Source organism: Hamadaea tsunoensis DSM 44101, from assembly GCF_000428945.1.
Taxonomy (GTDB): Bacteria; Actinomycetota; Actinomycetes; order Mycobacteriales; family Micromonosporaceae; genus Hamadaea; species Hamadaea tsunoensis.
Genome location: NZ_AUAX01000030.1, coordinates 1 through 13822 on the forward strand (window position 1 = coordinate 1; position 13822 = coordinate 13822).

At 71.3% G+C, this 13822-nt stretch carries 8 protein-coding genes; 7 read left to right on the forward strand and 1 reads right to left on the reverse strand.

The genetic code is table 11. The features are described 5' to 3' along the window. The first annotated feature begins 1316 nt into the window (after positions 1-1316). The 5 genes from G401_RS50100 to G401_RS0132865 all read left to right on the forward strand — a co-directional run bounded on the left by G401_RS50100 (position 1317) and on the right by G401_RS0132865 (position 8370). On the forward strand, positions 1317-4277 hold the full coding sequence (locus G401_RS50100) for a hypothetical protein (RefSeq protein ID WP_245601914.1): 2961 nt from the start codon (positions 1317-1319) through the stop codon (positions 4275-4277). An 8-nt stretch (positions 4278-4285) separates the two neighbouring features. Beyond that, positions 4286-5176 (forward strand): alpha/beta hydrolase fold domain-containing protein, encoded by an 891-nt coding sequence (locus G401_RS0132850; protein ID WP_027345816.1) that lies wholly within the window; start codon positions 4286-4288, stop codon positions 5174-5176. Positions 5177-5371: 195 nt separating this feature from the next. Further along, positions 5372-5734 carry a DUF6300 family protein gene (locus G401_RS56345; protein WP_027345817.1) on the forward strand — a complete coding sequence of 121 codons (363 nt, stop codon included), beginning with the start codon at positions 5372-5374 and terminating at the stop codon, positions 5732-5734. Between the two features lie 9 nt (positions 5735-5743). After that, entirely contained in the window at positions 5744-7027 is a 1284-nt protein-coding gene (locus tag G401_RS0132860) for a helix-turn-helix domain-containing protein (protein WP_027345818.1), read from the forward strand. A 113-nt stretch (positions 7028-7140) separates the two neighbouring features. Then, positions 7141-8370 carry a transcriptional regulator gene (locus G401_RS0132865; protein ID WP_027345819.1) on the forward strand — a complete coding sequence of 410 codons (1230 nt, stop codon included), beginning with the start codon at positions 7141-7143 and terminating at the stop codon, positions 8368-8370. A 96-nt stretch (positions 8371-8466) separates the two neighbouring features. Here the strand turns inward: G401_RS0132865 and G401_RS50105 are convergent, their stop codons facing one another. Next, positions 8467-10797: a M4 family metallopeptidase gene (locus G401_RS50105; protein WP_211240915.1), complete on the reverse strand. Its 2331-nt coding sequence runs from the start codon at positions 10795-10797 to the stop codon at positions 8467-8469. A 290-nt stretch (positions 10798-11087) separates the two neighbouring features. Between G401_RS50105 and G401_RS0132875 the strand changes: the two genes are divergently transcribed. After that, on the forward strand, positions 11088-11522 hold the full coding sequence (locus tag G401_RS0132875; protein WP_157546669.1) for a hypothetical protein: 435 nt from the start codon (positions 11088-11090) through the stop codon (positions 11520-11522). Between the two features lie 457 nt (positions 11523-11979). Next, positions 11980-13782 carry a discoidin domain-containing protein gene (locus G401_RS0132880; RefSeq protein WP_051367487.1) on the forward strand — a complete coding sequence of 601 codons (1803 nt, stop codon included), beginning with the start codon at positions 11980-11982 and terminating at the stop codon, positions 13780-13782. Positions 13783-13822 lie beyond the last annotated feature (40 nt).

A 13822-nucleotide genomic window follows, 5' to 3' on the forward strand; every position in this document is an offset into this window, starting at 1 on the left:
CTCCGGCACGGGCGGGTCGCTCGTGTACCAGGGGACCGGGGACGCGTACCTGGCCTGCAAGTACCTCACGACGGACGTGGTCATGGCGGCCCTGCACGGCGCGTCCAACTCCCTCATCTGCCGGGTCATTCGTTAGGAGCTTCCTTCACAGAATCAAGATCATGTGTCCCGGGTTCGTCGATCTCACCTCCGCTCCTCCCGCGGGAGACCGTTGCGCCCCTATCGCTCCGCTCCGGGGACTCCACTGCCAGGTGAGTGGGGCGACGCATCATCCACCGTCGCCCGGTCACCGTTTACCCCCAACCCCCACCCGGACTTTGTCCCGACTATCCGACTTGCACCCCAGATGTTCGACGATCTTGCGTGAATGTCCGGGCATTTCGGGTGCATCGGACGAAATTCGGGGCATTCGCGCAAGATCGTCGACCAGGGTGGAGATCGGGGCCTCCATCCGACCCTGGCGGGTTCTGGCCGGTTCTGGCTTTGTCGCGACTGTCCGATATGGGTGCTGGGGCGGCGGTCGGCAGGGTGATCGTTTACGGCTGTGGTGTGGAAACGGCCACCCGATGCATGATCGCTTACGGTTCCGGAGCGCGCTGACCGGGTTCTGCTACACCTGACGCGTAATCGATCATGCAGATCGGGCCGGATTTACACCCCAGCCGTAAAGGATCAAGGAATCAGCCCGCCGTGTCCATCTGACGGAAGATCGTTCCCGCATCACGGGCAACGGACGTAGGCGGGACGGCGTGGACGTGATCCACAGCGGCTGAGATGTCAAAACCGGCCACCCTCCCAAGATCCACAGCGGTCGGGATGGAGGAAAACAGCCTCTATCTACATCTCGGCCGCATTGGATCGAGGGGATGGGCCTGGAAACTACACCCCAGCCGCGAACGATCACCGCCCAGCCGATCCACCCGGCCGCCATATCGGACAGTCGCGACAAAGTCGGGGTGGGGGTTGGGGGTAAACGGTGACCGGGCCGCGGTGAAGGATGCGTCGCCCCAGAAAGCTGGCAGTGGAGTCCCCGGAGCGCAGCGATAGGGGCGCAACGGTCTCCCGCGCGAGGAGCGGAAGTGAGATCGACGAACCCGGGACAAAATGATCGTGATTCTTGGCCGACCGACGGGGAACAATGCGTCCTCCCCGACGCTGGCAGATCAGGCCTCGGGCGAAGCGGACAGCGGAGGTGGGATCGGTGAAGGGGTAACGCATCATTCACCGTCGATCAGTTGCGGTCGGCGGCGGATCGTTGCCGAATCTGGTCCTGAACATGATTGTTCTTCGTGTTTGCCGTGCATACGATGCACGGCGTGTCCCTGGCTTCGCCGCGTCGTCGCGCGTTCTCGCTGCTCATCGCCGGTCTCGTCGTGCTCGCATTGGGAGCCGGGGTCGCGTACGGGATCAATGGGGCACTGGGGTTGAGTTTCACGCCGGTCGCCGCGGCCGAGGAGCATCCGGTCGCGGCGCCCGAGCGGGCCGACGTGCCCGCCCCGGACATCGCCCGCATCGTGGTGCCGGACGAGCCGCGGCTGGCCAAGGCGGCCGCGGCGGTCGCTGACGCCCTCGCGGGTCGTGGGCGGTCCCGGCCCGAGATCGTCCACGCGGGGGCGAAGGACGGTCGCACGCTGAGTGTGGACATCGGGGCGCTGAGCGGGCACAAGGCTGAGGCGTACCGGATCACCGGGGACGCCGTCGAGGCCGCCGATGTCGCGGGGGCCGCCGCCGGGCTGTACGCGTACGCGGACCGCGTCGGTTCCGCTCGGGCGCTGCCGGTCGGGGAGGTCGTCGAGCCCCGGCTGGGTCTGCGGCTGACCGACGCCGGTTCCGTGGGCCGGGAGCCGGACGAGGCCGCGTACCGGGCGGGGACGGACTATTCGCTGAACACCGACGTCGTCGGCCGGGCGCTGCTGCCGGGTGCGCCGTGGGTCGACCAGGCGGCCGTCGACCGGATCGCCGGCGAGTTCCGGCAGTTCGTCGACCACTCCGTGGCCGAGGGCTACAACGGGATCGTGGTGCCCGGCTTCCTGGAGTACGTGACGTTCGCCCAGGTGCCCGGCGTCTACCCGGCCGGCGATCCGCACGTCGCGCGGGCGCGGGCGATGGTGGAAGCGTTCGGGCCCGTGTTCGCGTACGCGCACACGATGGGCTTGAAGGTGTTCTTCCTGACCGACATGCTGGCCGTGTCCCCGCCGCTGGAGAAGTTCCTGGGCGGTAGGAGTGCCGAGGACCCCGCGCTGTGGACGGTCTACCAGGCGGGGCTGGCCGAACTGTTCGACAGCATGCCGTTCGCGGACGGCCTCATGATCCGGATCGGCGAGGGCGGGGACGTCTACAAGCAGGCCGGCTGGGACTACTCGTCCAAGATCGCGGTCACCACCCCGGCCGCCGTACGCGCGATGCTCACCGCGTTTCTGCAGACGGCCGGCGAGCGCGGCAAGGACGTGATCTTCCGGACCTGGACGGTCGGCGTGGGGGCGGTCGGCGACCTGCACACCAACCCGGACTCCTACGGGGCGGTGCTCGGCGGCCTGCACGATCCGCACCTCGTCGTGTCGACCAAGTACTCCGCCGGCGACTTCTACAGCCACCTGCCGCTCAACCCGACGCTGGACGTCGGCGACCAGCGCCGGATCGTCGAGTTCCAGGCGCGGCGGGAGTTCGAGGGCTTCGGTGCCCTGCCGAACGACCTGGGTTCGCTGGAACAGCTTGCGCTGCAACACTTTCTGGCGGCCAACCCGCACGTCGAGGGGGTCTGGAACTGGACCCAGGACGGCGGCCCGCTCCACGCCGGTCCCATGTCGCTCTACCTCAAGGCCGGCTTCTGGCCCCTCTACGACCTCAACACGTACGCGACCGGCCGGCTGGCCTGGGATCCGGAGACGGACCCGGGGCAGATCACGGCCGACTGGGCGCGCCGGACGTTCTCCGCCGACCCGAAGACGGTGGCCGCGATCGGGCAGGCCATGGCGCTGTCGAGGGACGCTGTCACCCAGGGCCTGTACCTCGGCCCGTACGCGGCCGACTCGGTGAAGGCGCTCGGCCTCGAACCGCCGCCGATGATGTGGATCTTCGAGTGGGACATCGTGACCGGCGACTCGGCGGCGCTCGACAGCATCCACGCCATCGCGAAGGACCACGTCGACGAGGCGATCGCCGAGGGCGAGAACGCGGTCGCGCTCGCCCGCCGCATGCAGGCCGCCGTCGCCGCCACCGACCCGGCCACCTGGCGTGATCCCGGGCTGCGCGAGCGGTTCGCCGGCACGCTCGCGTACGAGGTGAACCTGCTCGACACGCTCAGCGCGTACCGGACGATGGTTCTGCGGCATGAGCAGTGGCTGGACACGGGCTCGGCGGCGGCGCTGCGGGCCTGGCACGACGCGGAGGCGCGCTATCGCGTGGCGAGGGACGCGCACGTGCGGGCCTACGGCGGCGACGTCGACCTGCCGGCCTACAACTTCACGGCCGCGGACCTGGGCATGGTCCGCGCGGACCGCGACCCGGCGATGGCGTGGCTGGCTCGCGTCCTGCTGGGCTTGATCCTGATCGTGCTCGCCCTGCGCCCGCGGGTCCGCCGCGCGCTGCTGCGGCCCTCGCGCGCGCCCCGGCTCGGCCGGCTCGACCGCTTCACGGTTCTCGCGCTGCCCGCGTTCGCCCTGGTCGCGAGCCGTGGCATCCTCACCTGGTTCGCCGCACCGGCACATGTGATCATCACGCTGGGGGGATGGGCGCTGTTCGTCCTCTTCGCACGGCTGCTCCTCGGCCGGCGCGACCCCTTCCCGCTGTACGCGACCATCGGCGCGATCGCCCTCGCCCGCACGATCGTGCTGCTGGTGGCGCTCGTCGGCCACGGTCCCGGCGGCTACTGGTACGCGTTCTGGGCCGAGCCCGGCCGCCGGTCGCTCTACATCACGGTGTCGTTCGCCCTGTTCGCCGCTCTTTTCGTGGCCGTCTACCGGGTGCTTCGGGCGCAGGGGGCGCTGCGGCGGCGGTCGGCGGGCGTGGTGCTGGCGGCGGGCGGCGGCGCGCTGGCGGTCCCGGCCGCGCTGGTCACGGCGCTCGGGCTGGAGCGCGCGCTGACGATCTGGAACGACCAGATGGCACTGCTGCCGTGGGGGCTGTCGCGGATCCTCGGGATCACCGTCTATCTCGGGATTCCTTCGTACCTGCCGGTTGTCGCCCTGGCTGTCGGCGGTGCCGCCGCACTCGTCGGCCTCGCGTTGACCTTGTTCGGCCGGGCGAACGAGCCCGGGCCGGTGCCGGCGATGTCATGATCAGTTCTGTGCCGAGCCTGCGCCATGCCGCCGTCGCCGAAGTCGTCAGACTCTCCGGCCGGAAGAAGGCGTACGCCGACCGCGACGCCCTGCTCACCGCGATCAACCGGCGGCGCCCCCGCGAGAGCGGCGAACCCCCGGCCCGGCTGCGCTCGACGGTGGTGATCACGCCCGAGCAGGTCGCCGGCTTCCCGGTGTACCGCGTCTCGGCCGCCCGGGGCACGAGCGGCTCCGCCGGCCTCTACCTGCACGGCGGCGCGTACGTGTTCGAGCTGCAACCCCAGCACTGGCGGTTCGTGGCGCGGCTGGTCGAGCGTACGGGGGTGCCGGTACTCGTACCGCGCTATCCGCTGGCGCCCGAGGCGACCTGGCGCGACTCCTTCGACCGGATGGTGAACCTCGTCGCCGCCCAGCCCGGCACTCCGCTGCTGCTCGGAGACTCGGCCGGCGGCGGGTACGCGGTCGCCGTGGCCCGGCGGATGGCCGCGATCGGACGCCCGGCGGCGGTCGTCGCGATCTCGCCCTGGGCCGACCTGACCTTCGCCGAGCCGCCGTCCGCCGACGTGGCCGATCGTGATCCCTGGCTGGCCCTCGCCGGCCTGCGGTACGCCGGCGAACTCTGGTCGGCCGGCGAACCGGAGCGCCCGGAGTGCAGCCCCCTGCTCGGCGATCTGACCGGCCTCGCGGAACTCCTCGTCCTCTGCGGTACGCGCGACCTCCTCCACGGGCAGGCCACGGCGCTCGCCGCCCGGGCCGAGGCCGACGGGGTGAAGAACACGCTGGTCACGGCCGCCGATCTGATCCACGTGTACCCGTTGCTGCCGGTGCCGGAGGCTCGCCTGGCGTTCGAGGTGATCGCCCACTTCGTCACCACCCACACCACCCCCACCCCGCTCTGACCACCCCGCCCCCCTTTCGGCGATCTTGCACGAATGTCCGGGCTATTCGGACATACGCCGCGGATTTCGAGGCATTCGCGCAAGATCGTCGGGGGAGAACCCGGGGGTGGGGCGGGCGGATGGGGAGAGGGCGCGCCGGAAACCGGCGTGACCGGCCGAACCGCTAAGGTGCTTCCTGCGGAGGAGGTGCGGGGGATGACGGCGGTACAGGTCAGCGTGGCCGGCGGGCGTACGTGTCAGCGCTGCGGGACGGGTCTGTGCCTGACCGCCCGGATCGGGACGGCGACGCCGCGGCGCACGGTCGCGCTGTGCCCGCGGTGCGATGCCGGCAATCCGGACGCGAAGCGGCTCATCGACTACTTCGCCGCCAGCCCGACCGTCGCCGCCCAGGACCGCGGCCACGTCTCCGAGCTGCTCGGCCGCTGGCTGGGCTCGCTCGACGACCAGGCCGTCGCCCGGCCGAGCCTCGCCGAGGCGGCCGAGGCGTGGTGGGCCGCCCGTCAGGGGGGTCCGGCAGAGGTCGACGAGCATGACGGTGCGGCCGTACCCGCCGCTTAACATGGGTGCGTGACCGAGACCCTGGGCGCGCGCATCCGCCGGCTGCGGCTCGCCCGTGGGCTGACCCAGCGCGAACTCGCCACCCCGATCTTCACTCGCGCCTTTCTCGCCGCCGTCGAATCGGGTGTACGCGTGCCGGGCGACACCAGTCTCCGCAAGCTCGCCGAGCGCCTCGGCGTCGACGTCGAGGATCTGCGCGCCGGGCGGCCGCCGGGGCTGGCCGACGAACTCCGCGACCGGCTGCGGGAAGCGCGCCGGTGGCTGTCGCACGGCCGGGTCGACGAGGCCGCCGCCGAGAACGAACGGGTACGCGACGAGGCGCTCCGGTTCGGCCTGGCCGACGTGGCCGGCTGGGCCGCGTACCAGCTGGCCGACGTGCTGCTGCACCGCGGCGACCTGCACGGCGCCGAAGCCGCGTACGCCGCGATCGCCGAGGACGAGCTGAGCCCGGATCTCCGCGGTGCCGTGATCGGCCGGCTGGCGTACGCCCGCTTCGTGCTCGGTGACGCGCCCCGCGCGGTGGCGATGCTGGAGGCGGAGCTGCGGGCGATGCGGGCGGCGCCGGCGGCCGACCCCGACGCCGAGGTACGCGTGGTCAGCTGGCTGGTCTACTTCTGCGCCGAGCTGGAGTGGTTCGATCTCGGGCGCCGGCTGGAGCACGAGGTGGCCGGCCTGCTCACCCAGGTACGCAACCCCGAGTGGGTGGGCAACTTCTACTCGATCGCCGCGCAGCTGCGGCACGGCGAGTCCGAACTGGACGACATGGAGCGGATGCTGGCCGAGGCCGACCGCCACTACCGCGAGCTGGACCTGGAACGCGAGCGCGGCCTGTGCCACTGGGCCCGCGGGTACGTGCAGCGGCGGGCCGGCCGGTTGGCCGAAGCGGCGGGGGAGTTCCGGACCGCTCGGGCGATCCTGGACCGGGTGGGGGCCGTGCAGGACCACGCGGGCGCGACGATCGAGCTGGCGGAGGCGCTGCGGCGGCTGGGCGAGCCGGACGAGGCGGCCGCTCTCGCGCGGGAGGCCGTCACCACGATGCGGCGTACGCGCCACCGCGAGGGAGTCGCCCAGGCGGACCGGCTGCTGGGCGTGGTCGCCGCCGGGCGGGGTGACGACGCCGAAGCGGAGCGCCTGCTCGTCGCGGCCGCCGACGGGTACGCCGGGGCCGGGCTCACGGCCGACGAGGTGAACACGTGCGGGCTGCTCGGGGACCTGCTGCACCGGCAGGGGCGCCGGGACGAGGCGGTCGCGGTCTACCGCCGCGCCCTGCACGCCGCGGAGCGCCTCCGATGACCACCCCCGCTCCCGCCCCCCATGATCCGGCCCCCCATGATCCCGTTTGGATCAGGGAAAACACCCGAATCATGGCCCAAGATTCGGGTGAAAACCCTGATCCAAACGGGATCATGACGCCGGGCGGCGGCGGCGCGGACGGGGAGACGTTCGGGGAGCGGATCCGGCGGCTTCGAGTCCAGAGTGGACTGACGCAGCGCGCCCTCGCCGAACCCGGCTACACCGCTGCGTACGTCTCCTCGGTCGAGGCGGGCCGCCGGGAACCTTCCGGCGAGGCCATGGCGTACTTCGCCGAACGGCTCGGGGTCGCGGTCGGCGAGCTGCGGACCGGCGAGGCGCCCGGCGACGATCTGCTGCTGGACTTCGAGCTGGTCGAGGCGCTCGCCGTCGGGGACGCACCGGCTCTCGGGCGGTTGGCGGCGGGTGAGCACCCGCGCGCCGCCCGCGCCCGGATCGCCCTCGGCCACCTCGCCCTGCCCGCCCGGCCCGACGACGCGCTCGCCCTCTTCGAGGCCGCCGAACGCCTGCTCGCCGCGTCGCCCCCGCATCATCGCGCCGAGGCCGTGGTCGGCCGGGCCGCCGCGCTGCGCCACCGCGGCGATGCCCGGTATGCCGCCTCCGTCCTGGTCGCCGTCCGCGACGAGCTCGTGCGTACCGGCTATCCGGCACCGGGGGTGCTGGTCGGCGTACACGCGCAGTTGAGCGTGTGCCAGAGCGAGCTCGGTGACGACGAGGCCGCCGCCGGTTCGGCCGCCGCCGCCCTCGCGCTCTGCGGTCCCGTCGAGGCCGCCGCGCTGCACCTGGCCGTGGCCCGGTCGCTGCATTCCGCCGGTCATCTCACCGAGGCCGCGTACGCGCTGGAGAGCGCCCGCCTCGCGTACAGCCACATGGGTCTGGGGGTGGAGCTCGGCTGGTGTCACCGGGCGCTGGCCCGCGGCCGGCGGCGCGACGGCGATCTGGACGGGGCCGCCGCGGCGCTGGAGCGGGCCCGGGCGCTGCTGCCCGCGGCCGCCGGTGATCTGGCGGTGGATCTGGCCGAGGTCCGGTACGCGCAGGGCCGTACCGAGGCCGCACTGTCGTTGTTGGACGGTTTGGCCGGCGACCCCGTCCGGCTGGCTCGCGCCGAGCGGGTACGCGGCCTCGCCCACCTGCGTGCGGGCGATCCGGAGACGGCCCGGCGGCACCTGGCGGCGGCGGTCGACGGCCACCGCCGTTCCGGCCCCCGGTACGCGCTCGCGCAGGTGGCGGGGGACCTGGCCGACCTGCTGGTGAGCGAGGGCCGTGCGGACGAGGCGCTGGAACTCCTGCGCTCGACGGTGTCTCTTGTAGACGGTGTGACATAAGGGGGCGGGCCCCCGGTCGCCGGAGGCCCGCCCCTTCTTCCCACACGAACCTGCTGTTGTGCCCTCCTTCATGCACCCACATGGAGGGCCCTGGGGTCAGCAGGCTCCGGAGTCGCTCCAGACCGCCCAGGACTCGGGGGCACCCGGAGCGGCGCCGGTGGACCACCACGTGGACGTCCACAGGTGACCGTTGTAGGACACCTTGTCGCCGGGCGCATACGGCGTCGTGGCGGACCACGCCGGTGTGCTGCCGCAACCACCGCCGCCACCCCCCTGGATGGTCAGCGTGAAGGTGGCCGTGTGGGTCGCTGCGGTCCCGGCGCCCGTCACGGTGAGCGAGTAGGTACCCGCCGCGGCCGTGCTCGCCACCGAGACGTTCAGCGTCGCCGACCCACCGGAGGTGACCGACGACGGGCTCACGGACGCGGTCACGCCCGTGGGGGCGCCGCTCACGGTGAGGTTCACCGTCTGGGCGCTGCCCGAGGTCGTCGCGGTCGCCACGGAGGACGACGTCGACGAGCCCGCGCTCACGGTCGCGCTCGCCGGCGAGAGGCTCACCGAGAAGTCGTTACCGCTGGTGGAGGTCACGGTCACCGTGTACGTGGCCGTGTGGGTGCCGGACGAGCCGGTACCGGTGACGGTGATCGCCTTCGCCCCGGTGGTCGCGGTCGAGGAGGCGGTCAGGGTCAGCGTGCTCGACCCGCCCGAGGTGACGGAAGCGGGGCTGAAGCTCGCGGTGACGCCGGTCGGCAGGCCCGAGGCGGTCAGGTTGACCGTCTGCGCGCTGCCGGAGGTGGTGGCCGTCGAGACGGTCGCCGTGGTGGAGCCGCCGCGGGCGACGCTGCCCGAGGTCGGGCTGACCGCGAGCGAGAAGTCGTTCGACGGGCCGGTCGTGCACTGCGCCTCACCCGACTGCGCCGGTACGCTCACCGCGTCCCAGGCCGCCTTGACCGACTTGCACTCCTGCGACGAGGCCCCGAAGAGGCTGACCGCCGCCGAGAGGGTCGCGGTACGCACGTTCACGTACCGCCAGCTCGACGTCTTGAGGTTGAGGGCGTTCATGTAGATCTGGCCGGCGTGCTGGATGCCGACGCCGGTCACCGACGAGTTGTTGCAGGTCGGGCTGGACGGGTCGCCGCCGCCACCGGCCGAGCCGACCGCCACCAGGTAGAACCAGTGGTTGTTCGGGCCGGCCGCCGAGTGGACCTCGGTGTTCGGGATGGACGACGAGTAGCAGTTCGGGTCGCCGACGAGCGACGGGTTGTACATGTACCGGATCGGGCCGCTGCCGGTCAGGTTGACCTCTTCGCCGACGGTGTAGTCCGGCGGGTCGTTCGGGTTGTTGGCGTAGTGCTCGGTCAGCGCGCCGAAGATGTCGCCGGTCGACTCGTTGATGCCGCCGTTCTCGTTGCCCGAGCCGGTGCCGCCCGACGTGTACTGGAAGATCGCGTGGCCCATCTCGTGGCCGACGACGTCGATGTTGGTCGCCTGCCGCTGGCTGTCCGAGCTGTGTCCGAACGTGCCCGACGAGCCGTCCCAGTACGCGTTGACGTCGTTCAGCCCGACGTAGAGCGGGAAGTTCTGGCCGCTGCCGGACAGGCCGGTGCGGCCCAGCCAGGTACGCAGCATGTCGATCTCCTGCTCGACGGCGTAGTACGCGTCCACGCACCCGGTCTGCAGGTCTGTACCCGTACCGGTGCCGCCGTTGGAGTAGACGGTGTGCGACGTGTAGTTGCCGCAGGACAGGCCGGACCGGGTCGGGTCCTGCAGCCGGCCGCCCGTCGTGTCGATCGTGATGTTGCCGTTGTAGTAGCCGCGGGCGGCGTCGAAGCGTACGTCGTCCTTGGTCGCGGTCATCTTGCCGGTGTGGGCGTCGACGTAGACGTGCAGCTTGGACGGCAGGCCGGCCCGCGTACCGGTGGCGAGCACCTCCCAGGCCAGACGGCCGGAGTCGGCCAGCACGACGAGGGTGGGCTTCGCGGTCGACCGCACCTTGCCGAGCTGGGCGCGAGCGGTCGCCGTCGCCGCCGCGGCGGTCACCGACGGCGTGATCGAGCCGACCGTGATCCCGCCCCGGTGCGCGGCCGAGGTCGCGCGGACGTTGCCGGCCGCGTCGGTGGCGACGACCGCGTCCCCGCCGACCACGGGCAGCCCGCGATACGTCCGCTCGTACGCGTAGAAGTGCAGGCCGCCGGCGCCGTTGACGGCGGAGCGGCGGATGAACGTCTCCTGCGGGCCCTTGGCGAGCGCGTCGAACCCGCCGGCCGCGGCCCGGTCGGCGGCGGCCGCCGGATCGGTCGTGACCTTGGCGGCCGCGCTGTCCACGGTGGCCGGCGGGCGGCCCGCCTGGCTGGTACCGGCGGCGAAGGCGAGCGCGCCGGCCACGACGGCGGTCACCAGCCCGACGGTGAGGACTTTCCGTCTCACGTTGATCTCCTACTGGGGGGTTTCCCTTGTGGGGGTTCCTGCTGGGAAAGGTGCGGAGGAGGATCGGCGGTTTCTTGAGTGTTAACCGCAGTAAACTGTATAGTTACCTAAATGACTGCGGTCAAGAGATCGACGACCGCGGCTGTGGAAATGGCACGTGGGGCGGGACGTCCCTCCTCGTCTCACGTGCTCCGCGACCGGGGTTTGAAGGCCGGGCGGGCTGGGCAAGCACTCCTGCGAGGAAAACCCCCTCTGGCGCAACGCGACCATCCTCAATGGAGGTGGAGAACATGGCATTCGTAGGCGTACTGCTGCTGCTGGGCACGATCGGTCTCGTGTCCGCGGCGGCCTGGGCGAATCAGGGCCTCATCGAGGGTTCGGTCGGCTCGGTGGACCTCTTCGGGCGGCACCTGAACCTGACGAACGGCGAGGTCTTCCTGTTCGGGGCGGCGGCCGGCGCGCTCGTGCTGCTGTCGCTCTACATGATCATGGGCGGTACGCGCCGTCGCATGGCCCGCTCCGCGCAGACCCGCCGCACGATGCGCGAGCGTGAGCGTGACCTGTCGGCCCGCGAGGCCGAACTGGCCGCGGCGGACCGCACCCGGCAGGCGGAGGCCGAGGCGGCCGGGGCCCGCGACGCCCGGACGGCGGCCGAGCAGGCCGCGGTCGAGCGCCGCACGGTCCGCGTGGACGAGGCGCGCGACGACGAGTACGCCGAGCGCTGACCCGCACCCGGCGCGCCGCCCCGCGCGCTCAGCACAGCCAAGATCCCGTTTGGATCAGGGAAATCACCCGAATCATGGACCAAGATTCGGGTGGAAAACCTGATCCAAACGGGATCTTGGCGTGTTCGAGGGCTGGGCAGAGAGCGCTCTCTGCGGACTGTGCCAGATTGCCGGTGCGGGTCCGGGAAATTTCGCGCGGGTGTCCGCCACCCATATGCTGTCTCCGGCAACAAATACCCTGGCCAGGACACATAGAGGTACGCAGGGTTTCGAATTCGTGATCTTCCGTTACCGAATCGTGGTGTCGCGCTCGTCTTGACAGGACGCTCCGCTGTGAGGAATCTCTCTGCGAGAGCGCTCTCTGACAGACCGTCCCGCACTGACCCGCCCCCAAGGGCGCGACGTCCGCCCGGCGTCGCGCCCTACCCCCGCACCCGTACCCCAGCAGGGAGCTGTCATGCAGTTAGCCCTCCGCACCGCGGCGGCCCGCCGCGGACCCGCCTTCGTCCTGGCGGCCGTGAGCGCCGCGATCGTCCTGCTCCTCGGCAGCGTGGTCGCGCTGACGGCGCGCGCCAGCGCCGCACCCGTCCTCCTGTCGCAGGGCAAGCCGGCCACCGCCTCCTCGACCGAGAACGCCACGTTCCCGGCGAGCGCGGCCGTCGACGGCAACACCGGTACGCGCTGGTCGAGCGCGTTCAGCGATCCACAGTGGATCCAGGTCGACCTCGGCGCCTCGTCGACGATCAACCAGGTGATCCTGAACTGGGAGGCCGCGTACGCGAAGTCCTTCCAGATCCAGGTCTCCGACAACGGGACCACGTGGACGAACATCTACTCCACCACCACCTCGACGGGCGGCGTGCAGACGCTGAACGTGACCGGCAGCGGCCGCTACGTCCGCATGAACGGCACGGCCCGGGCGACGGCGTACGGCTACTCGCTGTTCGAGTTCCAGGTCTACGGCACGACCGGCACGAGCACCGGCTGCGGCACGACCAACGTGGCGCTGAACAAGACGGCCACCGCATCCACCACCGAGAACGCCACGTTCCCGGCGAGCGCGGCGTTCGACGGCAACACCGGTACCCGCTGGTCCAGCGCCTTCGCCGATCCGCAGTGGATCCAGGTGGACCTCGGCGCCACGACGTCGATCTGCAAGGTCGTGCTGAACTGGGAGCCCGCGTACGCGTCGGCGTTCTCGGTGCAGACCTCGGCCAACGGCACCACGTGGACGAACATCTACTCGACCACGGCGGGCACCGGCGGCGTACAGAGCCTGACGGTCAACGGCAGCGGCCGCTACGTCCGCATGAACGGCACGGCCCGCGCGACGGCGTACGGCTACTCGCTGTGGGAGTTCGAGGTCTACTCGGGCACCTCGTCGACCCCGCCGCCGTCGAGCCCGGCCGCGAGCCCCAGCACCACCGGCTCGCCGAACCCGAGCGACTTCTGGGGCGACACCAACTCCATCCCCGCCGCCCAGAACGTCGTCATGGTGAAGATCCTCAACCGCACCAACGGCCAGTACCCCGACAGCCAGGTCTACTGGAGCTACAACGGGGTCGCGCACTCCATCGCCGACCAGCCGTACTTCGACATGCCGGTGAACTCCGCCGGTCGCATGTACTTCTACCTCGGCTCGCCCACCAGCCAGTACTACGACTTCATCGAGTTCACCGTCGGCGCCTCGGTCTTCAACGGCAACACCACCCGGGTCGACGCCTTCGGTCTGAAGATCGCCATGCGCCTGCACGCCCACGACGGCTACGACGTTCAGGTCGGCGAGGACCAGGCGACCTTCGCCGAGAGCCGCACGGCGACCTTCAACAAGTTCATCGCCGAGGTCCCGCAGGAGTTCAAGGTCCTGGCCCAGAGCCAGTCCCCGTACCGGATCATCGCCCCCGGCAGCGACCCCACCTTCCGCTCCGGCGGCGTCAACCAGAACTACTTCACGGCGTACGCGCAGCAGTACGGGATCAACGCCCCGACGTCGGACGTGTTCGGTTGTGCCGGCGTCCTGGCGGCCGACCCGGGCAACTGCGCCGCCCTCAACCGCCACGTCCGGCAGCTGCCGCAGTCGGACTGGTCCACGCCGAGCCTCTACTACCAGGCGGCCCCGGCGAACTACTACGCGAAGTTCTGGCACGACCACGCGATCAACAAGCTCGCGTACGGGTTCCCGTACGACGACTACGCGGGCCAGTCGTCCTTCATCTCGCACGGCAACCCGCAGTGGCTGGAAGTCGCCGTCGGCTGGTGACCTCCTGAAGTCCGGCCCCCGATTCCCGGGGGCCGGACGC